The sequence below is a fragment of the Streptomyces sp. NPDC020807 genome, from assembly GCF_040641575.1.
Lineage (GTDB): Bacteria > Actinomycetota > Actinomycetes > Streptomycetales > Streptomycetaceae > Streptomyces.
The window spans coordinates 20,821-45,454 of sequence record NZ_JBFADU010000024.1 but is presented as its reverse complement, the minus strand read 5'-3'; the positions used below and the strand labels follow the sequence as shown (position 1 = coordinate 45,454).

General features: G+C 74.2%; 25 protein-coding genes. 9 read left to right on the top strand and 16 right to left on the bottom strand.

Translation table 11 applies throughout. The features are described from left to right. Positions 1-21: 21 nt before the first annotated feature. Both AB0G79_RS27180 and AB0G79_RS27175 read right to left on the bottom strand, forming a co-directional pair. The gene (locus AB0G79_RS27180; RefSeq protein WP_360810841.1) at positions 22-1,278 is read right to left on the bottom strand and encodes an FAD-dependent oxidoreductase; all 1,257 of its coding nucleotides are present in this window, start codon (positions 1,276-1,278) and stop codon (positions 22-24) included. Continuing rightward, positions 1,275-1,970 carry a sigma-70 family RNA polymerase sigma factor gene (locus tag AB0G79_RS27175; RefSeq protein ID WP_360810839.1) on the bottom strand — a complete coding sequence of 232 codons (696 nt, stop codon included), beginning with the start codon at positions 1,968-1,970 and terminating at the stop codon, positions 1,275-1,277. The genes AB0G79_RS27180 and AB0G79_RS27175 overlap by 4 nt, the downstream gene beginning before the upstream one ends. Positions 1,971-2,301: 331 nt before the next feature. Here AB0G79_RS27175 and AB0G79_RS27170 point away from each other — a divergent pair, with 331 nt between their 5' ends. The 3 genes from AB0G79_RS27170 (at position 2,302) to AB0G79_RS27160 (ending at position 5,945) form a co-directional block, all read left to right on the top strand. Beyond that, the gene (locus AB0G79_RS27170) at positions 2,302-2,745 is read left to right on the top strand and encodes an SRPBCC family protein (protein WP_360810836.1); all 444 of its coding nucleotides are present in this window, start codon (positions 2,302-2,304) and stop codon (positions 2,743-2,745) included. A gap of 143 nt (positions 2,746-2,888) precedes the next feature. Continuing rightward, positions 2,889-3,806: an NADP-dependent oxidoreductase gene (locus tag AB0G79_RS27165; protein WP_360810923.1), complete on the top strand. Its 918-nt coding sequence runs from the start codon at positions 2,889-2,891 to the stop codon at positions 3,804-3,806. 123 nt (positions 3,807-3,929) lie between these two features. Beyond that, positions 3,930-5,945 carry a hypothetical protein gene (locus AB0G79_RS27160; RefSeq protein WP_360810834.1) on the top strand — a complete coding sequence of 672 codons (2,016 nt, stop codon included), beginning with the start codon at positions 3,930-3,932 and terminating at the stop codon, positions 5,943-5,945. Positions 5,946-6,112: 167 nt separating this feature from the next. Here AB0G79_RS27160 and AB0G79_RS27155 read toward each other — a convergent pair whose 3' ends face one another. The 3 genes from AB0G79_RS27155 to AB0G79_RS27145 all read right to left on the bottom strand — a co-directional run bounded on the left by AB0G79_RS27155 (position 6,113) and on the right by AB0G79_RS27145 (position 9,020). Next, the gene (locus AB0G79_RS27155; RefSeq protein ID WP_360810921.1) at positions 6,113-7,519 is read right to left on the bottom strand and encodes a DUF5685 family protein; all 1,407 of its coding nucleotides are present in this window, start codon (positions 7,517-7,519) and stop codon (positions 6,113-6,115) included. Between the two features lie 73 nt (positions 7,520-7,592). Continuing rightward, entirely contained in the window at positions 7,593-8,024 is a 432-nt protein-coding gene (locus AB0G79_RS27150) for a hypothetical protein (protein ID WP_360810832.1), read from the bottom strand. Between the two features lie 126 nt (positions 8,025-8,150). Further along, positions 8,151-9,020 carry a serine hydrolase gene (locus tag AB0G79_RS27145; protein WP_360810919.1) on the bottom strand — a complete coding sequence of 290 codons (870 nt, stop codon included), beginning with the start codon at positions 9,018-9,020 and terminating at the stop codon, positions 8,151-8,153. Between the two features lie 367 nt (positions 9,021-9,387). Here AB0G79_RS27145 and AB0G79_RS27140 point away from each other — a divergent pair, with 367 nt between their 5' ends. The 4 genes from AB0G79_RS27140 to AB0G79_RS27125 all read left to right on the top strand — a co-directional run bounded on the left by AB0G79_RS27140 (position 9,388) and on the right by AB0G79_RS27125 (position 12,988). After that, complete coding sequence (locus AB0G79_RS27140) at positions 9,388-9,768, top strand: hypothetical protein (RefSeq protein WP_360810830.1); 381 nt, start codon at positions 9,388-9,390, stop codon at positions 9,766-9,768. 108 nt (positions 9,769-9,876) lie between these two features. Next, complete coding sequence (locus AB0G79_RS27135; RefSeq protein WP_360810828.1) at positions 9,877-10,602, top strand: HEAT repeat domain-containing protein; 726 nt, start codon at positions 9,877-9,879, stop codon at positions 10,600-10,602. Between the two features lie 4 nt (positions 10,603-10,606). Next, a complete protein-coding gene (locus AB0G79_RS27130) occupies positions 10,607-11,611 on the top strand; it encodes a MerR family transcriptional regulator (RefSeq protein WP_360810826.1) in 1,005 nt (334 codons plus the stop codon). 159 nt (positions 11,612-11,770) lie between these two features. Further along, the gene (locus AB0G79_RS27125; protein WP_360810824.1) at positions 11,771-12,988 is read left to right on the top strand and encodes a glycosyltransferase; all 1,218 of its coding nucleotides are present in this window, start codon (positions 11,771-11,773) and stop codon (positions 12,986-12,988) included. A 95-nt stretch (positions 12,989-13,083) separates the two neighbouring features. Here the strand turns inward: AB0G79_RS27125 and AB0G79_RS27120 are convergent, their stop codons facing one another. Beyond that, entirely contained in the window at positions 13,084-13,587 is a 504-nt protein-coding gene (locus AB0G79_RS27120; RefSeq protein ID WP_360810822.1) for a DUF3237 domain-containing protein, read from the bottom strand. Between the two features lie 159 nt (positions 13,588-13,746). Next, entirely contained in the window at positions 13,747-14,760 is a 1,014-nt protein-coding gene (locus AB0G79_RS27115) for a WYL domain-containing protein (protein WP_360810820.1), read from the bottom strand. A 115-nt stretch (positions 14,761-14,875) separates the two neighbouring features. On the opposite strand from AB0G79_RS27115, the gene AB0G79_RS27110 reads away from it, so the two are divergent. Beyond that, complete coding sequence (locus AB0G79_RS27110; RefSeq protein ID WP_360810818.1) at positions 14,876-15,337, top strand: VOC family protein; 462 nt, start codon at positions 14,876-14,878, stop codon at positions 15,335-15,337. Positions 15,338-15,339: 2 nt separating this feature from the next. On the opposite strand, the gene AB0G79_RS27105 is transcribed toward AB0G79_RS27110, so the two are convergent. The 7 genes from AB0G79_RS27105 to AB0G79_RS27075 all read right to left on the bottom strand — a co-directional run bounded on the left by AB0G79_RS27105 (position 15,340) and on the right by AB0G79_RS27075 (position 21,489). Beyond that, on the bottom strand, positions 15,340-16,731 hold the full coding sequence (locus AB0G79_RS27105) for a threonine/serine exporter family protein (protein ID WP_360810815.1): 1,392 nt from the start codon (positions 16,729-16,731) through the stop codon (positions 15,340-15,342). A gap of 37 nt (positions 16,732-16,768) precedes the next feature. After that, on the bottom strand, positions 16,769-17,149 hold the full coding sequence (locus AB0G79_RS27100; RefSeq protein ID WP_360810813.1) for a nuclear transport factor 2 family protein: 381 nt from the start codon (positions 17,147-17,149) through the stop codon (positions 16,769-16,771). Positions 17,150-17,207: 58 nt separating this feature from the next. Further along, complete coding sequence (locus AB0G79_RS27095; protein ID WP_360810811.1) at positions 17,208-17,831, bottom strand: histidine phosphatase family protein; 624 nt, start codon at positions 17,829-17,831, stop codon at positions 17,208-17,210. A 189-nt stretch (positions 17,832-18,020) separates the two neighbouring features. Further along, positions 18,021-18,371 (bottom strand): hypothetical protein, encoded by a 351-nt coding sequence (locus tag AB0G79_RS27090; RefSeq protein WP_360810809.1) that lies wholly within the window; start codon positions 18,369-18,371, stop codon positions 18,021-18,023. A gap of 190 nt (positions 18,372-18,561) precedes the next feature. Continuing rightward, positions 18,562-19,773, bottom strand: coding sequence for an MFS transporter (locus AB0G79_RS27085; RefSeq protein ID WP_360810807.1), 1,212 nt, complete (start codon positions 19,771-19,773; stop codon positions 18,562-18,564). After that, entirely contained in the window at positions 19,770-20,780 is a 1,011-nt protein-coding gene (locus AB0G79_RS27080) for an EamA family transporter (RefSeq protein WP_360810805.1), read from the bottom strand. The genes AB0G79_RS27085 and AB0G79_RS27080 overlap by 4 nt, the downstream gene beginning before the upstream one ends. Positions 20,781-20,823: 43 nt before the next feature. Continuing rightward, positions 20,824-21,489 (bottom strand): disulfide bond formation protein DsbA, encoded by a 666-nt coding sequence (locus AB0G79_RS27075; protein WP_360810803.1) that lies wholly within the window; start codon positions 21,487-21,489, stop codon positions 20,824-20,826. Positions 21,490-21,734: 245 nt separating this feature from the next. Between AB0G79_RS27075 and AB0G79_RS27070 the strand changes: the two genes are divergently transcribed. Continuing rightward, positions 21,735-22,640 (top strand): LysR family transcriptional regulator, encoded by a 906-nt coding sequence (locus AB0G79_RS27070; protein ID WP_360810801.1) that lies wholly within the window; start codon positions 21,735-21,737, stop codon positions 22,638-22,640. Positions 22,641-22,771: 131 nt separating this feature from the next. On the opposite strand, the gene AB0G79_RS27065 is transcribed toward AB0G79_RS27070, so the two are convergent. After that, positions 22,772-23,779, bottom strand: coding sequence for a carbohydrate kinase family protein (locus tag AB0G79_RS27065; RefSeq protein ID WP_360810799.1), 1,008 nt, complete (start codon positions 23,777-23,779; stop codon positions 22,772-22,774). A 120-nt stretch (positions 23,780-23,899) separates the two neighbouring features. Then, positions 23,900-24,622 (bottom strand): HemK2/MTQ2 family protein methyltransferase, encoded by a 723-nt coding sequence (locus AB0G79_RS27060; protein WP_360810797.1) that lies wholly within the window; start codon positions 24,620-24,622, stop codon positions 23,900-23,902. Between the last annotated feature and the right edge of the window lie 12 nt (positions 24,623-24,634).

Here is a 24,634-nt window from a genome sequence, read left to right as displayed (position 1 = left end):
CGGCCGGCGTGAGGGGGGTGTTCACCACGTCGCTCCCAGGGCTCGGGCCGCCTCGACCCCGGAACGGCAGCCGTCCTCGTGGAAGCCCCAGCCGTGGTAGGCGCCGGCGAAGGCGGTGACGGAGGTGGTGAGGCGGGGAAGGTCGCGCTGGGCCATGACGGACTCCCGTGTGTAGACGGGGTGTTCGTACTCCATGCGGGCGAGCACGGTGGTCTCGTCGACGCGGTCGCCGGCGTTGAGGGTCACGATGTGCCGCTCGGCGAGCGGCAGGCGCTGGAGCCGGTTCATGTCGTAGCTCACCCGGACGGAACCGGGGCGGGCGGCGCAGGAGGGGAGCCAGTAGTTCCAGGATGCCTGCGCGTGCGGTGATCGCGGCAGCACCCCGGTGTCCCGGTGCAGGACGGTGGGGTTGCGGGAGTAGGTGAACGCGCCCAGGACGCGGCGTTCCTCCGCGGTGGCGTCCGCGAGGATCCGCAGGGCCTGGTCGGGGTGGACGGCGACCACGACGGCCGCGTGGCGCCGGGACTCCCCGGCCCCGGTGGTCACGCGTACGTGGTCGGGGCCGCGCGTGACCGCCCGTACGGGTGTGGCGGTGCGGACGGCGGTGATGCTCTTGGCCGCCTTCTCGACGTAGGCCGAGGAGCCGCCCGTGACGGTCTTCCACTGCGGCGAGCCGGTGGTGGAGAGCAGGCCGTGGTGGTCCAGGAAGCGGAAGAGGTAGGCGGCGGGGTACTTCAGGGAGGTGTCGGGGGCGCAGGACCAGACGGCGGACACGAGCGGCAGGACGAAGTGGCCGACGAAGTAGGGCGAGAAGCGGTGGGCGTCGAGGAACGAGCCGAGCGTCGCCGTCTCGTCGCCGGAGGCGAGCAGGCGGCGGGCGGCCCGGTGGAAGCGCGGTACGTCCGCGAGCATCCGCAGGTGCCGACCGCGCAGGGCGTTGCCTCCGCCGAGCAGGCCGCGCAGGCCCCGGGCGCCGGCGTATTCCAGGCCGCAGCCGTCGCAGCGTACCGACATGCTCATCTCGGAGTCCTGGGTGGCGACGTCGAGTTCGCGGAAGAGGCGCAGGAGGTGGGGGTAGGTGCGTTCGTTGTGGACGATGAAGCCGGTGTCGACGTGGACGGTGCCGCCCTCGGCGGTCGGAAGTTCGTGGGTGTGGGCGTGGCCTCCGAGGCGGGAGTCGGCCTCGTAGAGGACCACGTCGCGGGTGCGTGACAGGAGGAAGGCGGCGGTCAGGCCCGCCACTCCGGCCCCGACGACGGCGATGCTGCGGTCGTTCAACGGTTTCCCCTGGTGGAGTCGGTGCGGTCGGTGCCGGTGCGGTCGGTGCGGTCGGTGCGGTCGGTGCCGTTGCTTTCGGTGCCGTCGGTGCCGTACGGGAAGGACCGCGGGAGGTCTCCGCGCAGCCGCAGGAGGCCGCGCCTGGCATGGCTCTTGACGGTTCCGAGCGGCATGCCGGTCTTGCGGGCGATGCCGGCGTGGGTCAGGTCGTCGAAGAAGGCGAGGGTGAGGACGTCGCGCTGGAGGCGCGGCAGACGGGCCAGTTCGCTCATGACGACGACGTGGTCGAGTACGCGGTCGAGTACGTGGTCGGCGCCGTCCGGGGACGCGGCCCGGGGCGGCAGGGCCGTACCCGCGGCCGCCACGAGCTCGGCTCGGCGGGTGCGCGCGGAGAGCGTGTCGGCGATCTTGTGCCGTGTGATGCCGACGAGCCAGGCGGAGACCGGCCCCTGCTCCGGGCGGTAGCGGTGACGGCCGCGCCAGGCGGCGAGGAAGACCTGCTGGGTCACGTCCTCCGCCTCGCGGGAGTCGCCGATCGCGCGGTTGGCCAGGGTGTGCACCAGACCGCCCCAGCGCCGGTACGCCAGCTCCAGGCAGCGTTCGTCGCCGCGGGCGAGGCCCGCGCCGACGTCTTCGTCGTTCATCTCGGCGGCCGGGTCGGGGAGGCGGTGTGCCGTGGTCGCTGCGCTCATGACGACTCCTTCTCGGCCGACGCGCGCCAGGTCCGCTGGTCGGGGTCGGGGGATCCGCTCGGTGCGAGGGGCACCGGGCCGGGGGGCGGGGGCTCGGGGGGTGCGGGGGGGTGCCCCGCGGTTCTCAGGATCTGGCGCAGCCTCGCCCGGATTCAATGCGCAGCGTTTGCGCAGCGCTTTAGTGCGGCGTTTTCGTGCGGCGTTTTCGTGCGGCGCTTCCACACATCCGGCCCCCCGGACCCTCCCCCGCATCCGTCGGGCGCGTCGTGGAGGAAGCAAGGGGCATGACCAGTTCACGCACCCCGTTCCAGCCGCCCCGGGAGGTGAGGCCGTGATCGTCGTGGAACGTGACATCGTCCTTCCCGTCACCGTGGACGAGGCCGTCTCCTATCTGGAGGACTTCCGGCACGCCGAGCGGTGGGACCCGGGAACGGTGCGCTGCGTCCGGGTCGGCGAAGGACCCGTGCGGCCGGGCGCGGAGTGGCGCAACACCTCGCGCTTCAACGGGCGGACCACCGAGCTGCTGTACCGCCTCGACGTCAGGGAGCCGGCGCGTCTGGTGTTCGTCGGGACGAACACGTCGGTCACGGCGACCGACGACATGCGCTTCGAGGCGCGGGGGGACGGGACCGTCCTCCTGCGGTACCGGGCGTCGCTGCGCTTCAAGGGCCTGGCGAAGCTCGCGACCCCGTTTTTGAGGGCGGAGTTCGAGAAGCTCGCGGACCGGGTCGCGCGGCGCCTCCCGGCCGCCGTGACGGAGGAACGGAACCGCTGAGCGTCCACGGCCTCCGTACGGCCCCGAGGGTGCGGCGCGTCCTCGGCCCGTCCGGGATTCGCCGTGCTCAGATGGAACAGCACCAGTCGGGGCGAATCTGCACAGATCGGCACAGGGAGAGGTCACGGATGTCCGCGGGCACCATGAGGGCGATGGCGTACGAGACCTACGGCGGGGCGGAAGTGCTCCGTGAGACCCGGCTGCCGCTGCCGAAGGTCGCCCCCGGCGAGGTGCTCGTGAAGGTCCGGTGCGCCGCGGTCAACCCGGTCGACTGGAAGATCATGGCGGGCGGGCTCGACGGCATGATGGACGTCGTCCACCCGACGGTGCCCGGCTGGGACGTCAGTGGCACGGTGGAGCGGGTCGGCATCGACGTACCCGAGTTCGCGGTCGGCGACGAGGTGATGGCGTACGCCCGTAAGGACTACGTGCACGGTGGCACGTTCGCCGAGTTCGTGAGCGTGCCCGTACGCGCTCTCGCGGCCAAGCCGGCCTCGTTGGACTGGGCGCAGGCCGCCGGGCTGCCGCTGGCCGGGCTGACCGCCTACCAGCTTCTGCGGCGTCTGGGGACGACCGCCGACGACACCGTTCTCGTGCACGGCGCGGCCGGCGGGGTCGGGTCCATCGGCGTCCAGCTCGCCCGGGCGTGGGGGGCGCGGGTTATCGGCACCGCTTCGCCGCGCAACCACGACCGGCTGCGCGGACTGGGCTGCGAGCCCGTCACGTACGGGGAGGGGCTCGCCGACCGCGTGCGCGCCCTGGCGCCGGAGGGGGTCACGGTCGTCGCCGACTTCGTGGGCGGGGTTCTGGAGACCACGCTGGCCGTGCTGGCCGAGGGCGGGCGGCACGCCTCCATCGCCGACCACGCGGTGCTCGGTGCGGGTGGCCAGTGGATGTGGGTGCGCCCGGACAGCGAGGACCTCGCGGCTCTGGGCGCCCTCGCGGACGAGGGCCGGCTCACGGTCGACGTCGCCGCCACGTTCCCGCTCTCCGACGCCGCGGCGGCCTTCGCCCTCAACCAGGAGGGCCACACCTCGGGGAAGATCGTCATCGAGGTCTGAGGCCCGGGCCCGGCGGACTGAGGCCGGCGGGCGTGCGGGGACCGCCGGGCGGCGGTGCGCGCAGGCGCCGGCCCCGGTCACAGGTCCGAGGTGACGTCACCCGGGCAGAGTCGTTTCCCCGGTATGCAAATCCTTCGGACGAACGCCCGTCACCGGACCACGTCGATACCCACCCCCCGGCCACCGTCCCGTGACGCCGCCGAGGCGGCGCTCGTCGAGCACTACCCCGCCCTCGTGCGGCTGGCGCATCTGATCCTGCCGCCGGAACTCGGCCGTCACCGCAGGGTGCTGGCCGCCCACGCCCTGGTCCAGCGCGGTCTCGGCCGCGCGGGAGCCGGTACACGAAGCGGACCGCCGCAGCGGGGGGAGGCCGACTCCGTCGGCGACGCTCCTCGGGTCCCCGTGCCCCGCCCCGGCGGGAGCGCCGGCGGCTCGGTCCACGACTGGCTGCGCGTCCGGGTCGTCCGCGAGGCCCTGCGGCCGCCGCTGCGGGTCGCGTACGGAGCGGCCCTGCCCGGGGCGTTCGGCCTGCGGCTCTTCCCGCGCGCCGGCGGAACGGACGAACTCGCCCTCGACCGCGCGCTGGCGGCGGCCGAACCCGCGACGCGCGCGGCCCTCGCGCTGACGTCCCTCGAAGGCCTCGCTCCCCCGTCCGCCGCGGCGCTGCTCCGCGAGGCGGGCGCGGCCGAGCCCGAGCGGGCCGTGCGGGAGGCCGAACGGCTGCGGACGCTCCGCGCGGCCGGGGCGCCTGAACTCGCCTTTGACGTAGCCGAGTTGCTCAAGCGGCCCGAGTTCGATCCCTGCACGGTCCATCTGCGGCCGACCGACCTGCTGCGGCGTCGCCGCCGCGTCCGCCTGACCGCTCTCGCCGCCGCCGCGGCGCTGCTCACCGGGACCGCCGTCGGCGTCCTGGACGGATCGCCCGCCACCGCTCCCCCGCGCTCGGCGGCGTCCGTCAGCCCGGCCGGGGTGGCCCCGGTGCTCGTCCCGGCCGACGAATGGGCCGACACCTCGCGCGTCGACTTCACCGTCTGGCCCGCCCGCGGGAACCGGACCGGCGACCAGGCCCTGGTCCGGCGGGCGACGGCGGCGTGGGCGGGCGGCACCTCGGCCTCCTCCGGTCCTGTGCGTCCGTCGTTGCTGTACGCGGGCAGCGTGGACGGGACGGACGTCGTCCTGCTGTGGGCCGGAGGCATGCTCGTGCGCTACACCGAGCCGCGTACAGGTGCGGGTGCGGGCAACGGCCGGCCCGCGCTGGTGAAGACGCGGGCGGACAACGGCGACGTGACGACCGCGGCGGCCGTCGTCCTTGCCCGCACGGGCGAGCGGACCCGGTACCTCCTCGCCCCCTGGGTGGCCGAGGCCGGCACGCGCGATCTGCGCGCCCCCGGCTCCCCCGCGCGGCCTCTGCGCGTGGCGGCGGACGGGACCACCGAGCCCGAGCCCGTCACGGGCACCGGGCCGGGGACGGCGACCGCCGCCGCGGCCTGCGGCGACGTACCGGTACTGGAGTTGCGCTCGTCGCGCCGGATCGTGGAGGACCACGCCTTCCTCGTCGCCGACCTGGGCGGCCTCGTCCCCGCGCACCTGACGTGGACGCCGCTGCCGGTCCCCGGCGAGCAGGCGCGCCGGCCGCGCGAGGCGACCGGCCCGCTCGGGCTCGCGGCCTGGACGCACTCGGCGTGTTCCCTCGTACGCCTCCGGGACAGCGGTGTCCGCTCCGTCAACCGCTGGGAGTTCGCGGCGCAGACGCTGCCGGAGAAGGCGGGGCGCGCGGTGTGGGTGTGCGCGCGGGCCGACACGTGGGAGGGACGGGGGCGGGCGGACATCACGCTGGAGGTGCCGGGACGGTCCGTGCCCGTCACGACCGTGCACCGCACCGCGGCGTGCGGGCGGTTCGGGCAGGACGTCCTCGCCGGGACGTCCTGGTCCGCCCCCGGCGGAACGCGCTACGCCCTGGCCGCGGGCAGCCGCCGCGTCGTGGGCGTCACCGCCACGGGCGCGGTGCGGGCGAGCACCCGAGGACGCCTGCTGGCCGCACGCGCTGCCGGAACGGCACCGCTCGGCCTCACCGGACGCCTCGCGGACGGCTCGTCACTCCCGGGCTGGACGTCCCCTTCGGTCGAAGGCGGCGACTGAGCGGCCGACGCCCCTTCCCCTCCCGCAAGGGCTTCCGCACAAGGATGTCCTCCCGGGCACGCCGGCAGGGGGCGCAGGTGCGAGCGCCGTGGGCGGGGGCGGGGGTGCCGCCCCCGCCGGCCGGCGCGTCGGGACCACGGCGCCCTGACGGTGCGGCGAGTCCGCGTTCAGTCGCAGCAGCAGTTGCACGGGTTGCAGCAGCCGCCGTCGCCGCAGCCGCAGCCGTCTCCTGACCTGCCGCCGGATCCACCTGAGCCGCCGGACCCGCGTCCGCCACCGCCCGAGCCGCCGCCCCAGCCGCCCGACCCGCCGCTCGAACCGCCTGATCCGCCCGAGCCGCCCGAATGGCCGCCTCCGCCGGAGCCGCCGAACCAGCCGTCCCCACCGGAGCCGTCACGGTTCGAACCGCCGCCGTGGCCCTCGCCGAACTCCGGGGGCTCCGCGTCGCCGTCGTCGCATTCACAGCAGCTGGAGCACAGACGGCAGTCGGCGCACAGGCGGCGCCAGGACCGGCACCGCCGGCACTCCCCCTCCGACGATCGGTCCATGCCCACCGCCGTCGGGGCGCCGTGTGCCGTGGCGTCGCCGCAGGCGGTGGCCGTGCCGGTCTCCGGCGGTGTGCCCGGCGCCGTCGCCGTGCGGAGTCCCAGCCACGGCAGCACGCGTCGCGGGCTTCGTTCCTCGTGGGGATGCCGGCGGTGCTGGTGGTGGTCGTGGGGGCGGGGGTTGAAAGCCCGGTCGACGGCGCGTTCCGACTCGGTGCCCAGGAGTGCCCACACCAGGCGGCCGTCGACGAACTCGGCGTCGGCCAGGGCGAGGCGGATGCCGTGGACGGCGTCGTCGCAGAGCCGCCGCGCCTCGGCGCGGGTCGCGCCGGTCACGGTGATCGGGTTCCAGGCGCCCGCCGCCGCGTCCTTGTCGAGGTCCTCCACGGCGTCCAGCAGGTGCGCGAGCCGGCCGAACAGCCGCCCGGCCTCGGCCAGCGGTGCGGCGTTGCCCGGGCGGCCGGTGAGGACCGCGGTGTGCGCGAAGGCGGCGGCGGTCGCCGTCTCCGTGGGTTCCGTGACGGTCAGCAGCGAGCCGCCGGGGCCGGTGGACCGCTCGATCTCCGTCTGGCGCTCGACCGCCCCGACGAGCACCGCCGTGTCGAAGCCGAGGCGTTCGCCGCCCGCCGCGCCCGCCCGGTCCCAGCCGCGGGCGATGCGGCGCGCCGCGAGCGTCACCGGGCGGCGTCCCACCAGGCCGTCGCCGTCGGCGACGTGGTCGCGTATCTTCGCGGCGGCCAGCACCAGCGACACCGTCGCCGCGAGCCGCGCGCCCTCGCCCTGCGCCACGTCGGCGGAGCGCATCCCGCGCAGGGGGCAGGGGCCGGCTTCCCGGCGCCAGTCCCCGCTGCGCTCCGACTGGGCCTCGGTGAGCACCGAGACGACGAGGCCGTCGTAGTTGGTCGCCACCCGCGCGAACTGGCCGTACTCGCCGCGCAGGGCCAGGCACAGGCCGCAGAGATGCGCCATCCACTCCGTCCGCAGCCCCTCGCCCAGCCGGTGGCGGCACGGCCTGATGATTCCGAACATCGCGTTCCCCCCGTAGAACCCGCTCACGTCGGCCACCATTATGCGACGGTCGCGCTCGTGGTCCCCGCGGTGGTCATCTCCCGTAGAGGAACGCCCGGGCGGGCACGAAGACTTCGTGCCCGCCCGGGAACCGGACCCGTACGCCTTCCCGTGTCCACCGCGTCGACTCCACCCCCCGCTGCCCGAGGGCGGCGTCGACGTCGAGCCAGTGCCCGTAGGCGGGGGTGGGCCCCCGGCCGATGAACAGCCGGAAGGTGTCGCTCCCGTACAGGGAGCTGCGGCGGACGAGGGCGAGGTGGTGCGGCGCGTCGTCCGGGTAGACCAGCGAAGGCGGGGGCGTGCTGCGGTAGGTCACGTCGTCCTGCGGCCACCGCAGCGCGGTGAGCAGGCACCCGGCCAGGACGACACCGCACACCAGGCCCACCAGGAACGGCCGCGGCCACGGCGCCCTGCGGCGGGGGCGTGCGGGTGGTGGCGGGTTCGGGACGTCGTCGGCGACGGGCATGCGGGCGGGGACCTCCGGGAGGAACGGACCGTACGGGGGGGCGGGGTCGTGCGGGGGTACGGGGTCGTGCGGGGGTACGGGGTCGTGCGGGTCAGGCTGGGCCGCCGCCGCCCCGCCCGGGGTCCGTCAGCCCTGGGGTACCGCGATGAAGGCCTCGCTGGGCTTGGTGGTCGGGGTGTAGAGGGTGGTGGCGGTGGACGTGGTCGGGACCAGGTCGCGGTGGATCACCCTGGCCACGGCCTGGATCGTGTTCACGCCGTAGGTCATCGTGCTGTTGCCGTCGGTGAGGACGGAGACGGTGTAGTCGTGGCCGGCGCCCTTGAACGTACCGACGCTGTGTACGCGCCAGCCGCGCGTGGCGCGCTGGAGCCAGCCGTTCTTGACGTGGACGGAGACGGTGGAGGGCACGCCGGCGGGGGTGCCCCAGCGCTGGGAGGTGATGACGTTGCCCATGAGCTTGAGGATGTAGGCGCGGGCGTTGTCGCTCAGGACGCTGTTCCTGGCCGTGAGCAGGGAGAGCAGTCGCTGCTCGTCGGTGACGTTGATGCGGGTGAGGCCCCAGTAGCCGCCGGTCCCCGGCACCGTGCGGGTCATGCCCGCGGCCGTCAGGAAGCCCTTGATCTTGGTGAGGCCGAGCTGCCTCCACAGGGTGCTGGTGGCCGCGTTGTCGGACTTCGTGATCATGGCGGTGGCGAGGCCGGCCTCGCGGGAGGTCAGGTAGCGGTTGGTCTTCTTGGCGTCCCAGAGGAGGGCGGCGAGGACGGTCACCTTCACGACGCTGGCCGAGTCGAACGAGGTCGTGGCGCGGAGCGTGCACGTGGTGTTCGTGCTGCGGTCGCGCAGGCCGACGGCGACGGTGCCGCGGCGCGCGGCGAGGGCGGCGGTGATGTCCCGCTGGAGCTTGCTCGCCAGCCCCGCCTTGCCGGACGTGCAGCTGACCTGCGGCGTGGTGGCCGCGGACGCGGGCACCGTACCGGCGACGAAGGCCGCGGACATGCCGACGGCGACGACGGCCGCGGAGACGCGGGCACGCGGGAACGAGCGGTGAGTCATGTGGATCCCCCCTGGAAAAAGCGAACGCGCCTTCGATGCGTTCGCTCTCCATGACATCTCGACCGCGTGAAAGGTTGCAGGGATCCCGGGAAATCGTGGGGACGGCACACACCTGACGGAGTCGGTCCTCCTGTGTGGCGCGGCGGGGCGCACCCGGTCAGGATCCCTCCCCATGGAACGCTCCCGCGCCCCGCGCCGCACGTCACGGGGTTCTGTGCGCCTCGGTTCCCTCGTGGCCCTCGTGGTCGCGGTGGTCACCGGCTGCTCGAGTGACGGGACCCCCCCTCGGAACGCCCCTCCCTCCGCGTCCTTGCCCGCCTCCCCCGCCACGCAGAGCAGCGCCTCCCGTGCTCCGGCCCCCCAGGAGCCCGGTCCGGAGCCGTCACCGGCCATCAGCCGCCTGGGGAAGACGAAGATCGTCACGGTGGGCGATGTGGAGATCCGGGCCACCCGCGGCGAGAGCGGGATCCTCGTCGCGTGCAGCCTCACCAATTCCGCGGACAGGACGCGGAGCATCAAGGTGAAGGTCAGCGTCGGCGACGGCAGGGAGTGGGTGGCGACGAACGAGTTCGACTTCCCGCGCGTACCCGCCGGCGGCGTGGCTTCGCAGTCCACGGTGATGGGTGCCTCCCGTCCGGGGGAGCTGCCGGATGACCCGAAGGTCTACGTCGACGCCGTCCTGCCTTACTGATGCCTGGCTGAGCCTGGCTGAGCCCTGCTTCCCGGGCGAGGCGGCCCGTCCTGTTTGACCTTGACACGGTGACAAGGTCTTGGCTGTGGTCCGAGGAGGTGGTTGCCGATGACCACGACGAACGGGAACACGGAGACGGGGACGGACGTGGACGCGGCGCGCGTGCTCCGGGCGCTGGAGGACGGGCGTCCGTCGGTGCGGCTGCGGGCCGCTCTGGCGGCGGGTACGGCGCCGGGGGCGGGATATGTCGGCCCTCTCGTCGAGCGGTGTGCGGTCGAGCCCGAGTTCTTCGTCCGCGACATGCTGACCTGGGCGCTCACCCGCCACCCGGTGTCCCTGACGCTCCCCCGGCTGCTGGGCGAGGTCCGCTCGGAGCGGCCGCAGGCGCGCAGTCAGGCGCTGCACACGCTGTCCAAGCTCGGGGACCGGCGGGCGTGGCCGGCGATCGGCGAGGCGCTGCTGTCGGACGCCGACGACGAGGTGGCGCGCAGTGCGTGGCGGGCCGCGGTCGTGCTCGTACCGGAAGGCGGGGAGGCGGCGTTGGCCGCGGTTCTGGCGGGGCAGCTCGGGCGCGGCGGGCGGGAGACGCGGCTGAGTCTCAGCCAGGCGCTGGTCGCGCTGGGGGAGGTGATCGTGCCGGTGCTGCGGGCCGTGGCGGAGGCGGAGGCGGAGGACCCGCGTCGGCGGGTGCACGCGCTGGCCACGGAGCGGCTGCTGCGGGACCCGGACTCGGGGTTCGCGTCGGCGGTCGAGGAGGCCAGGCGTGTGGTGGCTCTCACGGGGGCGCCGCACGTCGGGTCGTCCGGCACCGGGGCGTCCGGCACCGGACGATAGGGCCATGTTGATCGGTGAGGTGGCGCGGCGGTCCGGGGTCAGCGCCCGCATGCTCCGGCATTACGAGTCGCTCGGTCTGGTGCGGCCTTCGGGCCGTACCGGCTCCGGGTACCGGGAGTACGGCGCGGACGACGTCCGGCGGATCTTCCACATCGAGAGCCTGCGGTCGCTGGGCCTGTCGCTGCGGGAGATCGGGCTCGCGCTCGAGGATCCCGGTTTCACGCCGTCGGCGCTCGTGGGCGACCTCGTCCGCCGGACCCGCGAGCGGATCGCGGCCGAGACCGAGCTGCTCACGCGGCTGCGCCGGATCGACGCCGAGGACCCCGACGGCTGGGAGGGCGTGCTGCGGACCGTGGCGCTGCTGCAGGCACTGGCGTCTCCCAGCGCCGACGCGCGCCAGCGCGCGGCCCTCGCCTCGGCCCACGGAGCCGTACGGGCGGAGGCCTTGGTCGAGGCGGTGCTGAGCGAGTCCGACCCGGTCGTCGCGGGAGCCCTGCGCTGGGCGCTGGCGCGGGCGGGCGGGAGCGGTCCCGCGTTGCTGGCCGAGGGTCTCGGATCGCCGGTGGCGGCCGTACGGGAGCGTGCCGTCAAGGCCCTGGCCGAGCTGCCGGGCGACCAGGCGACCGCGCACCTGCGGTCCGCGCTCGCCGGCGGCGACGTGACGGTACGCCGGTACGCGGCGCTCGCCCTCGGGGGGCGCGGTACGGCCGAGGCGGTCCCGACGCTCATCGGGATGGTCGAGGAGGGGCGCAACGACACCGACGCGGCCGACGTGCTGGGGATGCTGGCGAGCGATGCCGCGACGGCCGACCGGGTCGCGGCCGCGCTCGGTGACCGGGTCGCCGATCACGCCACCCCGGCGGCGGCGCGCAGGCGGCTGACGCAGGCGCTCGCGGACATCCCGGGCGCGGCGGCGCGGCGGACCCTCGCCGGGCTGTCGCACGACGCGGACCCCGCGGTCGCGCTCACCGCCGCGTACCTTCTCCGGTTGCGTGACGACGCGGTATGAGGCGGGTGGAAGGGGAGGACGTCAGGTCGCTTCGGGCTGCGTCCCTGCGGGAAGCGGAGCCGTACGCCCGCTCGTGCCGGTCGGTGGGGCGGCGAGGCGAGTCGGGGTGGTCGGTAGGGTCTGGCTGTCAGGTAACCGCCAGAACAGGAAGTTCATACCGTGCGCGTGCTGTTGTCGACGTATGGGTCGCGTGGAGATGTCGAGCCGCTGGTGGGGCTCGCGGTCCGGCTGCGGGAGCTCGGTGCGGAGGTGCGGGTGTGCGCTCCGCCCGACGAGGACTTCAGCGAGCGGCTGGCCGGGATCGGGATCTCCGTGGTGGGGATCGGGCAGTCGGCGCGTGCGCTGACGACCGCGGCTCCGCCGCCGTCGAAGGGGAATCTGCCGCAGCGTGCCGCCGAACTGATCGCCAGTCAGTGCGAGGTCATGCCGGCGGTGGCCGAGGGATGCGACGTGCTCCTCGCGACGGGGGCGATGCCGGCCATCGCGGGCGCGCGGTCCGTGGCCGAGAAGCTGGGCGTCCGTTACGTGTCGGCGGTCTTCCAGCAGTTGACCCTGCCCTCGCCGCTGCGTCGTCCGCTGGCCTACCCCGGGCGGCCGTTCCCGCCGGAGGTGACCGACCACCGGGAGCTGTGGCGGCTGGACGCCGAGAGTATCGACGCGCTGTTCGGCGAGGCCCTGGACGCGGGCCGGGCGACGCTGGGCCTGCCGCCGGTGCGCGGCGTCCGCGACTACGGCTTCGGTGCCCGGCCGTGGCTGGCGACCGATCCGTCGCTGGACCCGTGGCGGGAGATCCCGGACCTCGACGTGGTGCAGACCGGTGCGTGGACGCTCCCCGACGAGCGGCCGCTGCCCGCGGAGCTCGTGGCCTTCCTGGACGCCGGGGCGCCGCCCGTGTACGTGGGGTTCGGCAGCATGGCCGTACGGGAGGGGCAGGACGCGGCCCAGGCGGCCGTCGAGGCGGTCCGTGCGCAGGGCCGCCGGGTCCTGGTGGGCCGCGGGTGGGCCGGTCTCGATCTCGTCGACGACGGCGAGGACTGCTTCGCCGTCGGCGAGGTCAACCACCAGCGGCTGTTCGAGCGCGTGGCCGCCGTCGTCCACCACGGCGGTGCCGGTACGACGACGACGGCCGCCCGTGCCGGTGCTCCACAGGTGGTGGTGCCGCAGCTGGCGGACCAGCCGTACTGGGCGGCGCGGGTGGCCGAGCTGGGCGTCGGTGCCGCCCATGACGGGTCCGTCGCGACGTTCGGCTCCCTGTCGGCCGCGCTCGCCACGGCCCTGTCCCCCGACACCGCCGCGCGGGCGAAGGCCGTGGCAGGCGCGGTCCGCTCCGACGGCGCGATGCGGGCGGCCCGGCTGCTCCTCGGCGGCGCCGGCTGAGGGCGCGGGGCCGGGGGCGCGGGGGGGGCTCCGGTACGGCGCCCGTGGCGCGTCCCGTGGCGCACGGGCCGGAGCGCACCGGGCGCCGCCGCGCTTCAGGACACGGCGTAGAAGCGGATGGCGACCTCCGAGTCGTCGCCGCGGGCGAGGCCGACGAAGACGGTGCGGGCGAGCCAGAGGTGGGCGGGGACGTCGGTGCGGAAGACGGGGGCGGTGCGGTAGTACACGCCCGCCTCGGACACCTGGAGATCCCCGTCGTACTGGGCGGGGGCCGCGGGGTCGTCCTCGTGGTAGTAGCCGCGGTTGGTGATGTCGATGACCGCGCCGTCGTCGGCCTGGAGGAGGTAGCGGGCGTCGAGCTGGTAGACCTCGCCGCGCCTGTCGCACCAGTCGCCGCCGCCGGCCAGGACCGTACCGCGCAGGCGGGGGCCTTCGACCGTGCCGCCGGTGATGGGGATGTACTCGGTGGCTTCCCCGGCGCCGTGTCCGATGTGCACGGAGGGTGCGAGGGACGCGCGGATCTCGAAGGCGAAGTCGAGGGCGGGAGCGAAGAAGGCCGGTTCGGCGGTGGTCTGCGGCTCAGGGGTCGGGGTGGTCACGGCGCTCCACAAGTCAGCGGGTCTGGCGTGGGGACAGGGGTACGGCGGATCCTAGGCAGGCCGCGCCCCTCTCGGTCAACGGCGTTGACGTAGTGGGGCGGCGTGCGGTGCGCCCTGTCCGCGTCGGCCGGGACGTCGGCCGTGACACCTGGGTCCCTCTCACGCCCCGAGGTCCCGGGGCGGAGTCGGGGGTGGCGGGGACGGTTCGGCGGCCGCGAGGAGTCGTCGGGCCAGGGCCTGGCAGCGGGTCTTGAGTTCCGGGGGGTGCAGGGCCTCGAAGTCGTGGCCCAGGAGGAGGACGTGCAGGAGCAGGAAGTCGAGGCCGGCGGCGCCGCTGTGGATCTCGCAGTGGGCGGGGCCCCGGGGGTGGACCACGGCCGCCGAGGCCGGGATCTGGTTGCGGACCGTCTCGGCCGGGGCGTGGACGAGGAAGCGGGCCTGGTGGGGGTAGGCGCGGCTCGCCACGCCTTCGTGGACGTACGCGGCCGCGTCGGGGGTCTCGCGGGGGCGGAAGCGCCAGGTCCGGGGGGTCGCGTCGGTGACGCGGTCGACGCGGAAGGTGCGCCAGTCGTCGCGGTCGAGGTCGTAGGCGAGGAGGTACCAGCGGCGGTCGGAGGTGACCAGGCGGTGGGGTTCGACCCTGCGGCGGTGCCGCTCGTCTCCTGACGGGTAGTCGAAGGCCGCTTCCACCTGGTCCCGGCAGGCTCTCGCCAGGGTCATGAGCGTCTCGGGGTCGACCGGGGTGCGGCCCGTGCCGAAGGAGTCCACCGAGCCGGAGAGCGCCCGGACCTCGTGCCGGAGGCGGGCGGGCAGGACCTGGTCCAGTTTCGTCAGCGCCCGCAGCGCCGCGTCGCCGGCGCCCGCGACCTCTCCGCCCGCCCCGGCGAGCAGGGAGACCGCGGTGGCGATGGCCTCCCGGTCGTCGAGGAGCAGGGGCGGCAGGGTCTGGCCGGGGCCGAGGCGGTAGCCGCCGCCCACGCCCTGGGCCGCGTGCACCGGGTAGCCGAGCGCGCGCAGCCGCTCGACGTCCCGCCGCACCGTGCGCGGGGTGACTCCGAGGCGGTCGGCCAGTTCCGGGCCGGTCCACAGCCGGCGTTGCTGCAGGAGGCCCAGGAGGGTCAGGACCCGTTCCGTCGTGCCCTGTTCGCCGCCGTCGCTCTTCTTGGTCTCCATGCCGTCCAGACTCGCAGAGATTGCGGACCGGTTCTGTCCTCCATCGGTGTCAGGGTGGTTCTCACAGCCGCTGCGAACGGCCGGTACGAACAGCCGCTACGAACGGAGCATCGTGATGAGCCGCAGTTTCCAGGTCACCTTCGACGCCCACGACCCCCGGGCCCTGTCGTCCTTCTGGCGCGACGCCCTGGGGTACGTCCATCCCGGTCCGCCCGGGGTCGACCTGCCCGAGGGGGCCGACCCGCTGGCCGCCTGGGAGGAGTTCCTCGCGCGGATCGGCGTACCGGAGTCGCAGCGCAACACGCGGTCCGCCATCGAGGACCCGGACGGGGACGGTCCGCGGGTGTTCTTCCAGCAGGTGCCGGAGGACAAGGTCGCCAAGAACCGTGTCCACCTCGACGTCCGCGCGGCGCCCGGGCTGCGCGGGGAGGAGCGGATGGCCGCGCTGGAGGCCGAGTGCGACCGGCTCGTCGCGCTCGGAGCGAAGCGGGTGCGGCGTGACGAGCCCGCTCCCCCGCTGAGCGAGGGGTTCATCGTGATGACCGATCCCGAGGGGAACGAGTTCTGTCTCGACTGATGTCAGGGGCGGGTGGGCTCGTTGGGCCGTTCGGGTGAGGGCGTGCTCGGTGCACTCGGTGCGGCCCGTGCGGTCTGTGTGGCTCGCGTGGTCTGTGTGTCCTGTGTGGTCTGTGTGGTCTGTGTGCCCACCGTCACCGCCGCGGCCAGCATGCCCAGCGCGATCGCGGCGATCAGGCCGAACATGCCCGCCACGTCCTGGACCCCCCGCACCGGGTCGCCGCCCAGCCACGCGTCCATGCCGCGCAGTCCGTGCGAGCCCGGTGTGAGGACGAAGAACGCCGCCAGGTACAGCACGTACGGCGGCGGGGCGCCGGGCCTGCGGCCCAGCAGCAGGCAGATCGCGGCCATGACCGCCGCCGCGGCGAAGGTCCCGGCGAGCGTGCCCAGCGCCCGTACGGTCAGGAGCTGCGTCCCGTAGGTGACGAGGACGAGCGCCAGGGACCACGGCAGGTCCTTGGCGCGCATCCCGAAGACGAGCATCACGCCGACCGTGAAGACCACCCAGGCGAACCAGCCCGCGAATGCGCCCAGTTCGGGCGCCACCGGCTCGTCGAAGATCTCCGACTGGTCCATGCCGAGCGCCGCCGCCGCGAGGACCGGCCCGAACGCCAGGGCCCCGAGCAGGGCCAGGGACTGGGCGAGACGGGCCGCGCCGGCCGTGATCCGGCCCACCGACAGCTCGACCATCGCCATCGTGATCGCGTCCCCGGGGATGAACACGAACAGCACCGGGATCATCAGCTCGATCGTGCCGCCCGTCACCCAGCCCTCCCGGGCCGCCACGAGCACCACGGTCCCCACGATCCCCGAGGCGGCGAGCGGCGCGAGCCATCCCGGCCGGCCCGTCACCTGCCCTCCCACGTGGAGCGCTCCGACGACGAGGCCGAGCAGGGCGGTCATCCACACCTCCTGCCAGGTCGGCTGGATCGACACCCCGAAGCCGACCGAGAACAGCACCACGCCGAGCAGGCGCAGCCAGGGCCCGTACGGATGGGGGGCCGCCGCTATCCGTTCCAGGCGCCGCCGGGCCTCGCCGGCGGGGACCCGGCCGGTGGCGACCTCGGCGAGCCACGGCTTCAACTCGCTGACCCGCGCGAGGACCGGGACGTCCGGCGCGTGTGCCACGACCCGGGTCGCCCCGCCGACCGTCACGACCGCCGAGTCGGCGAGGACGGTCACCTCCGCCTCGCGGCCGTACGCCGCGGCCACCGCGCGCAGCCGTTCCTCCGCGCGGAGCGTCCCCTCGTAACCGCCCGCGACCAGGAGGCCGGCCAGCCGCCCCACCAGGTCGAGTACGTCGTCGTCGGCCGTCGTCCCGTCGCACGGTTCGCCGCCCTCGCCGCTGGTCCTGCCGCTGGCCCTGCCGCTGGTCCTGTTCTGTCCTCCACCCATGGCTGACAGTCTCCGAGCCGGTGGGCTTCCCCGCCCGTCAGAACATGGTGTTGTCGTTCGCGCTGGTGGGCGGGACGACCTGGAGGACGTCCCAGTGCTCGACGATCCTGCCGTCGGCGTCGAAGCGGAAGATGTCGATTCCGGCGTACTCCTCGTCGGGCCACGTCTGGTGGCAGTGCAGGACGACGTGGTCGCCCTCGGCGAGGACGCGCCGGAAGGTGACGTGCTTGCCCGGGTACTCGGCGGCCATCCGCTCGAAGTAGTCGACGAACGCCTGCTTGCCGTCGGCGACGTGCGGGTTGTGCTGGATGTAGGTGTCGCCGGCGTACCGCTCGACGGCCTCGGCGGGGCGGCACTGGTTGAACATCAGGTCGTAGAAGGCCTTGGCCGTGGCCTTGTTCCGCTCCGGGTCGCTCATGCCGTCACCGTAGGGCCGGGAGCGGGGCGGTGCACGCGGAGACGGCGGCACCCGGCGGTCAGATGTGGAGTTCGGGCGGGAAGCCCGTCCAGCGCAGGTCGGCCGGGAGGTGGCCGGTGTCGTTGAACAGCAGGACCGACGCCGGGCGGCCGGGCGCGTAACGGATCACGGTGAGCGCGGCGTTGGCGTGGTTGATGCCCATCCAGCGCGCCTCGGGGGCCTCCAGGGCGTCGCGGACCAGCCAGGCGATGAGGAAGTTGTGGGTGACGACCAGTTCGTGGCGCGGTACGTCGCCGGCGACGGGTCCGGTGAAGCGGGCCACCGCCTCCCGGGCGAGGCCGGGGCCCTGTTCGCGCTCCTCGGCCGGGAACAGGGCCAGGTGGCCGAGCATGGCGTCGGCCGACTCCGGCGGCAGTTCCTCGCGGCCCGGCATGTACGGGATGTAGTCGCCGGCTGGTGCGGAGCGGTGCAGGGCGACGCCGTCGAGCTGCTCGCCGACCAGCTGTGCCGTCTGCTCCGCGCGGGCGAGCGGGCCGTGGTGGATCGCCGCGAGCGGGGCTCCGCGCAGCCGTTCCCCGAGCAGGACGGCCTGGCGGCGGCCGGCGTCGGTCAGGGTCGTCTCGTCCGGCGAGGCCTCGCCGTGGCGGGTCAGGTACAGGTAGCGGGCGGCTGTTGCCGTCACAGGCACGTCCTTCGTCAGGGGCATCGTCCGGGGCGGTCGTCCGGGGGCGGTCGTCCGGGGGTCCGCCGTTCGTGATCTTGCGAACTCCCGGACAGACGGACGCCGGCAGCGCGCTCCGCGGTTCCCGGGGCCGTACGGGCGGGTCGGCGGGTGGCGAGGTCAGCGGGGTTTGGGTGCGGTCCGTGCGGGTCAGCGGGCCAGGCGGTGGAGCAGGGTGGGGACCGTCGTGTCGCGGGGGGCGGGGGGCGTGCCGGTCAGGTGGGTCAGGAGCTGGGCGAAACGGTTGTCCGGCTGGCGCAGGAACGGTTCGCCGCCCTCCCACAGGGCCGTGCGCAGGCGCTCGGGGGTGAGCTGGCCGTCGCCCGCCGAGGCGGTGACGAGGAGCTGGGCGAGGCGCCGGTCCAGGTGGGTCGGCGTCCAGCGGCCCGCCGTCAGGTCGACGGACAGGTCGGCCGCCAGACCGGCGGCCGTCACCGCGGCGGTCCCGGTCCCGGTGGGGTCGGCGGGGCTGGTGGGGGTGGTGGGGGCGGGGGACTTCATGGGAGTGAGTCTGCCTTTCATGGGGCGGGAAAGCGTGGTGGGCGCGTACTCCTCGTTGCCGGGAGGAGTACGCGCCCACGGGCACCGAAGGCGGGGTGGACCCTGCGACGGGGGCGGGCGCCGGGTCCTTCCCCGTGCCCCGCTCGGGCGGGGTACGGGGCCGCGCTTCGGTGGTCTCGGGGTGGGGCCGTCAGCTCGTCGCCGCGGCCTTGCGGCCGGCGACGGCGCGCAGGAGGACGGCGAGGGCGACCAGGACGATGCCGAGCCAGACGACGCTGGTGACGCCCGTGTGGTCGGCGAAGAGGCCGCCGATGAGGGCGCCCAGGGCGATGCAGGTGTTGTACGCCATGGTGTTGAGCGACATGGCGGCCTCGAAGGTCTCGGGCGCGGCGGCGAGGGTCATGTTGATCTGGCTGAGCTGGACGACGCCGAAGGCGACGCCCCACAGGACCATGGCGGCGATGACGCCGATGTCGCTCGTGCCGATGAGCAGCAGCATGCCGAGCGCGGCGATCAGGAGCAGGCCGCCCGCGACGAAGCTGCCCTTGAGGCTCTTGTTGACGGTCTGGCCGCCGACGAAGTTGCCGATCGCGCCGCCGACGCCGAAGACGATGAGGACGACGGTGATGAAGCCGACCGTGGCGGAGGTGGTCTCCTCCAGGTAGGGGCGGACGAAGGTGTAGGCGCCGAAGTGTCCGAGGACGAAGAGCACGACCATGATCAGGACGACGCGCAGCTGCACGTTCTTGACGGGCAGGGAGAAGACCTCGCGGACCGAGACCGCGTTCGCGGACGGCAGGGAGGGGATCGTGAAGGCGACGGCGAGGAAGACCAGCGCGCTCAGTCCGGACCAGATCAGGAAGGTGGTGCGCCAGTCGCCGGCGCTCTCCAGGAGCGTGCCGAGCGGGATGCCGACGACGGTGGCGATCGCGATGCCGGACATCACCACGGCGGCGGCCTTGTTGGCCTGCTTCTCGGGGACGATCCGCATCGCCATGCTGACGCCGATCGCCCAGAACACGCCGCTGGCGAAGCCCATGATCAGGCGGGTGCCGAGGATCAGGGGGTAGTTCGGGGCGATCGAGGTGACCAGGTTGCCGACGGCGAGGACGGCGAGGAGCGCGGTCAGCAGGCGGCGGCGGTTGACGCGGCGGGTCCACGCCACGATGAACGGGACGCCGAGTCCGGCCGCGACGCCCTGGGCCGTCACCATCAGGCCGGCCGCGCCGACGGAGACGTGCAGGCTCTCGCTGAGCGGGGTGAGCAGGCCGATCGGCATCAGCTCGGTGGTGAGGAAGACGAACAGACTGGCGGTGATGGCGGCCACGCCCAGCCATCCCCTGGCCGGGGACACCTGCTGCGGCGGCGCGACGGGCGCGTTGGTCTCTTCTTGAATCGTCATGTCATCTCTCCGGATGCGGGGTCGGCGGGGTTCCCGCCGTGGTGAGGTGCGCCCGCCGTGATCCGCTGGGTGCTGGCGAGGGGTGGTGCCGGGTTCTTCCCGGGGGTTTCCCCGTGCTCGTGCACGCCGGGGTCCTCGGGCTTCTTCTTCGGCGCGCGGGGCTGGCCCAGCAGGATCGCCAGGAAGATGACGGCCACGCCGAGGAGCTGGAGGGCGGACAGCGTCTGGTCCTTGAAGAGGTAGCCGAGGAGCGCGGCCACGACCGGGCTGCCCAGCGCGAGGAAGGAGACCGCGACGGCCGGCAGGCGTTCGATGCCCCGGAACCAGATGATGTAGCTGAGGACCGCGCCGAAGGTGATGAGGTAGGCGAAGCCGGCGACGTTGGTGCCGGTGAGGCCGTCGGGGAGGTCTTCGAGGGTCAGCCAGAACGGGAGCAGGAGCAGGCCGGCCACGGTGAGCTGCCAGCCGGTGAAGGTGAGCAGGCTGACGCCCTCGGGCCTGCCCCACCGTTTGGTCAGGGTGATGCCGGATGCCATGCACAGGGCTCCGCCGACCGCGGCGAGGACTCCCACCGCGTCGAGGGTGACCGTCCCCTTGAAGACGAGGAGGACGACGCCCACGGCGCCCATGACGCAGGCCACGGCGGACAGGGCTCTGAGCCGTTCGCCGAGAAAGAGGGCGGCGAGGATCACGACGAACATGGGCTGCGCCGACATGATCATGGCGGCGATGCCGCCGGGCAGCCGGTAGGCGGCGACGAAGAGCAGGAAGTTGAAGGCGCCGATGTTCAGCACGCCGAGGACCAGTGCGCGCCACCACCAGACGCCGGCCGGGAGCTTGCGGCCGAGGGCCAGCAGGACCAGGCCGCCGGGCAGGGCCCGCATGGTGGTCGCGAGCAACGGCCGGTCCGGCGGCAGCAGTTCGGTGGTCACCAGGTAGGTGCTGCCCCAGACGGCCGGCGCCAGGCCGGTCACGGCCGCCGTCAGGACGTTCTGTCCGTTCTTCATCTCGCCTCGCATCCCGTCTTCATCTCGCCTCGCTCCCGCCGGGTCAGTCGAAGATCGGGTCGCGGTCGCGGCCGCGCTTGAGCTCGAAGAAGCCGTCGGTGCTCGTGACCGCGAGCACGCCGTCCCAGAGCTTCCCGGCGGCCTCGCCGCGGGGGGCGGGGGTGAGGACGGGGCCGAAGAACGCCATCGGTTCGCCGTCCGGGCCGGGTACGTGGATGACGGGGGTGCCGACCTCGGAGCCGACCGGGTCCATGCCCTCGTGGTGCACGGCCCGCAGCTTCGGGTCCCAGGAGGTGTCCTCGGCGGCGTCGACGAGGTCGGCGGGCAGGCCCGCCTCCGCGAGGGCGGCGCTGATCATGTCGTGGCCCAGGCCGGCCTTCTCGTGGTGGATCAGGCGGCCCATGGCCTCGTAGAGGGGGCGCAGGACGGCCTCGCCGTGGTGGTGCTGGGCGGCGACGCACACGCGGACGCAGGCCCAGCCGTCGATCATGCCCTGGCGGTACTTCTCCGGGACCTCGCGGCCCTCGTTGAGGACCGACAGGCTCATGATGTGGAAGCGCGTCCGGACGGGGCGGACCTGCTCCACCTCCAGCATCCAGCGCGAGGTGATCCAGGCCCAGGGGCAGCGCGGGTCCACCCACATGTCGGCGATGGTGGTGGCGGTCTCGGTGCGCGCCGGCGTGGTGCTCGTGCTGGTGCTGGTGCTCATGGCGGGTGCTCGTCCTTTCGGTGTCGCGGGCACGTGGGCGCGCGGGCAGGACCCGGGCGGCCGGGGAGGGCCTGTCCGGGGGTGCGCTCAGGTGCGGGAAGGGGAGGGCGCGGCCGCGTGGCGGCGGCCTGTGGTGGACCTGCCGCGCGTGCGGTCCTGATCAGTGTCGGCCCCCCGGTATTGATGAGTCCAACACATGCTTGTCACGCTGTGCATCGCGTATCGAGATGGATCAGGATGGGGTGATGGAGCTTCAGCAGATGCGGTACGTGATCGCCGTGGCCGAGACGAACAGCTTTACGAGGGCGGCCCAGCGCTGTCTGGTGGTGCAGTCGGCGCTCAGCCACCAGATCGCGCGCCTGGAGAAGGAGCTGGGGGCGCGGCTCTTCGAGCGGACCAGTCGCCGGGTGCGGCTGACGGAGGCGGGGGCGGCGTTCCTGCCGCAGGCCCGGCAGTGCCTGGACGCGGCGGAGCGGGCGGCGGCCGACGTCGCGGCGACCGTCGGGGAGGTCCGCGGCCGTCTCGCGCTGGGGCTGATCCCCACCGTCGCCGCCGTGGATGTTCCCGCCGTGCTGCGGGAGTTCCACCGGCGTCATCCCAAGGCGCAGGTCAGTCTCGGTGTGGGGGCGAGTGACGAGCTGGTCGAGCGGGTCAGGCTGGGCGAGGTCGAGGTGGCGTTCCTCGGCATTCCGGTGACGGCCCGCCCCCGGGGGGTGATGGCCCGGGAGCTGGCCAGGGAGCGGCTGGTGGCGGTGGTCTCGCCGGATCATCCGCTGGCCGGTGAGAGCGCGGTCGACCTGCGGCGGCTGTCGGCGGAGGTGTTCGTGGACCTGCCGGCGAAGACCGCCGGGCGGGCCCAGTCGGACCTGGCGTTCGCCGCGGCCGGTCTGACCCGCGAGGTCGCCTTCGAGGTGACCAACGCCGACTACCTGGCGCGGCTGGTCGGGGCGGGTCTCGGGGTGGCGCTGCTCCCGCCGACGTACGTCGCGGGTCTCACCGGTCTGGTGGCGATCGAGGTCGCGGACGCGCCGTCGCGCGCCGAGTACGTGATCTGGGGCCGTGAGGGCCGTACGCCGGCGGGCGCGGCGTTCCTGGACCTGCTGGGCATCGAGGAGGAGCCGGCCGGGACGGGTCGGCCCGCCTCGGGCTGAGGCGGGCCGGTGGCCCGGTGCCGGGCTGCCGCGATGCCGGGGTGCCGCGATGCCGGGCTGCCGGAGTGCCGCGATGCCGGGGTGCCGCGATGCCGGGGTGCAGAGGGGCGGAGGGGCTGGGGCCGGGGGGCTCAGGCCGGGGCGGGTTGCGGTCGGGTGTCCCGCCGCCCGGGCCACGGCCCGCTCTCCTGTGCCGCCCGGGGCCCGTAGGCGCGCAGCAGGCGGTCGGTCAGGTCGCCGGGGCGCAGGGTGTACTCCTGGGTGCCGGTGGATTCCAGGACCACCGCGGCCAGGGCGCAGCCCAGTTGGGCGGCGCGCTCGTCGGGGAGTGCGCGGGCGTGGCCCGCGAGGAATCCGGCGCGGAAGGCGTCGCCGACGCCGGTGGGGTCGACGGGCCGGTCCGTGGGGACGGCGGGGACGTGGGCGGCGGGGCGGCCGGCGGTCAGGAGCGAGACGCCGTCGGCGCCGCGGGTCACGATCCACGTCCCGACCCGTGCCAGTACCTCGTCCTCGCTCCAGCCGGTCAGCTGCCGCAGCAGCGCGCTCTCGTAGGCGTTGGTGAACAGGAAGCGGGCGCCGTCGACGAGCAGGCGGGCCGATTCCCTTTCCAGGCGGGCGAGTTGCTGGGAGGGGTCGGCGGCGAGGGGGATGCCGGCGGTGCGGGCCGCGCGGGTGTGGCGGACCATCGCCTCCGGTTCGTCGGGGCCGACGAGGACGAGGTCGAGGGGGCCCGCCCGGTCGGCGACCTCGGCGAGGTCGATCTCCCGGGCCTCCGTCATGGCGCCCGGGTAGAAGGACGCGATCTGGTTGTGGTCGGTGTCGGTCGTGCACATGAAGCGGGCGGTGCGGCGGGTGGTGCTGCGCCGCACCGCGGCGGTGTTCACGCCGCAGGCGCGCAGCCGGGCGTCGTGGTCGGCGAAGTCGGTGCCCGCGGCGCCGACGAGCAGCGGGGTGAGGCCGAGCCGGCCCAGGCCGAAGCAGATGTTGGCGGCGACGCCGCCGCTGCGGACCTGGAGGTCGTCGACGAGGAAGGACAGGGAGATCGTCGCGAGGTGTTCGGGGAGGAGCTGGTCGGTGAAGCGGCCGGGGAAGGTCGCCAGGTGGTCGGTGGCGATGGACCCGGTGACGGCGATGTTCATGGGTGGCCGGTCTCTCCCGTCGTACGGGCGGGCGGACAAGGGGCGTGGCCCGGGGCCTCCCCCGGAGAGGGAGGGAGGCCCCGGGCCACGAACGGGTTGTGCGGGGGTGTGCGGGTCAGGTCAGGACAGGCGGTGCACGGTGAAGTCGACGGGGACGTCGAAGACGGGCTGGGTGGTGGAGAGGACCACCGTGTGGTCGAAGCCGCTGTCGGCGATCAGCTTGTCGAAGTACTCCACGTCGCCCATGGTGCTGAAGAACATGATCATGCGTCCGTTCTCCGTGAGGTGGGCGCGGGCCTCGCGGAAGAAGCGGGTCAGGGCCTGGTAGCCGGCGTCGGTTCCGGCGACGTCGGCGTAGTCGGCGGCGGCGAACCACTGGAAGGGCGGGTTGAAGACGATCAGGTCGAAGCGGCCCTCGACGGCGTCGAAGACGTCGCTCTCGCGGGCCTCGACCTGGCTCTCGACGCCGTTGAGCCGGGCGTTGGCGGCGACGGCGGCGACCGCGTGCGGGTTGAGGTCGACGGCCAGGACGTCGGCGCCCTTCTTCGCGGCGATCAGCGCGAGCGAGCCGCTGCCGGTGCCCATGTCGAGGACCTTGTCGCCGGGCCGGACTTCGGCGAAGACGGCGCCGCCGAGCATCGGGGAGACGGGGCAGGGGGTCATGACCTGGGCGGGGACGCGCAGGGTGAGGCCGAGGAACGGGTGGGTCTGCTCGCCCTCCTCGCCGCCGGAGTGCGCGGCCATGGTCCGGCGCAGTCCTTCGATCTCCTTCACGCGCTCGGAGGAGATGAGCGGGCGGTAGGAGGCGGCCCGGGCGGTGGACTGGGTGTCGAGCTTCGTCATGGTGTCGTGTCC

Bases quoted from the DNA above. Each gene is read 5' to 3' on its own strand.
- AB0G79_RS27155 (WP_360810921.1), bottom strand. From the start codon at position 7,519: ATGTTCGGAATCATCAGGCCGTGCCGCCACCGGCTGGGCGAGGGGCTG.
- AB0G79_RS27115 (WP_360810820.1), bottom strand. From the start codon at position 14,760: ATGGAGACCAAGAAGAGCGACGGCGGCGAACAGGGCACGACGGAACGG.
- AB0G79_RS27085 (WP_360810807.1), bottom strand. From the start codon at position 19,773: ATGACGATTCAAGAAGAGACCAACGCGCCCGTCGCGCCGCCGCAGCAG.
- AB0G79_RS27080 (WP_360810805.1), bottom strand. From the start codon at position 20,780: ATGAAGAACGGACAGAACGTCCTGACGGCGGCCGTGACCGGCCTGGCG.
- AB0G79_RS27110 (WP_360810818.1), top strand. From the start codon at position 14,876: ATGAGCCGCAGTTTCCAGGTCACCTTCGACGCCCACGACCCCCGGGCC.
- AB0G79_RS27150 (WP_360810832.1), bottom strand. From the start codon at position 8,024: ATGCCCGTCGCCGACGACGTCCCGAACCCGCCACCACCCGCACGCCCC.
- AB0G79_RS27100 (WP_360810813.1), bottom strand. From the start codon at position 17,149: ATGAGCGACCCGGAGCGGAACAAGGCCACGGCCAAGGCCTTCTACGAC.
- AB0G79_RS27060 (WP_360810797.1), bottom strand. From the start codon at position 24,622: ATGACGAAGCTCGACACCCAGTCCACCGCCCGGGCCGCCTCCTACCGC.
- AB0G79_RS27175 (WP_360810839.1), bottom strand. From the start codon at position 1,970: ATGAGCGCAGCGACCACGGCACACCGCCTCCCCGACCCGGCCGCCGAG.
- AB0G79_RS27130 (WP_360810826.1), top strand. From the start codon at position 10,607: ATGTTGATCGGTGAGGTGGCGCGGCGGTCCGGGGTCAGCGCCCGCATG.
- AB0G79_RS27065 (WP_360810799.1), bottom strand. From the start codon at position 23,779: ATGAACATCGCCGTCACCGGGTCCATCGCCACCGACCACCTGGCGACC.
- AB0G79_RS27070 (WP_360810801.1), top strand. From the start codon at position 21,735: ATGGAGCTTCAGCAGATGCGGTACGTGATCGCCGTGGCCGAGACGAAC.
- AB0G79_RS27090 (WP_360810809.1), bottom strand. From the start codon at position 18,371: ATGAAGTCCCCCGCCCCCACCACCCCCACCAGCCCCGCCGACCCCACC.
- AB0G79_RS27160 (WP_360810834.1), top strand. From the start codon at position 3,930: ATGCAAATCCTTCGGACGAACGCCCGTCACCGGACCACGTCGATACCC.
- AB0G79_RS27075 (WP_360810803.1), bottom strand. From the start codon at position 21,489: ATGAGCACCAGCACCAGCACGAGCACCACGCCGGCGCGCACCGAGACC.
- AB0G79_RS27145 (WP_360810919.1), bottom strand. From the start codon at position 9,020: ATGTCCGCGGCCTTCGTCGCCGGTACGGTGCCCGCGTCCGCGGCCACC.
- AB0G79_RS27105 (WP_360810815.1), bottom strand. From the start codon at position 16,731: ATGGGTGGAGGACAGAACAGGACCAGCGGCAGGGCCAGCGGCAGGACC.
- AB0G79_RS27165 (WP_360810923.1), top strand. From the start codon at position 2,889: ATGAGGGCGATGGCGTACGAGACCTACGGCGGGGCGGAAGTGCTCCGT.
- AB0G79_RS27135 (WP_360810828.1), top strand. From the start codon at position 9,877: ATGACCACGACGAACGGGAACACGGAGACGGGGACGGACGTGGACGCG.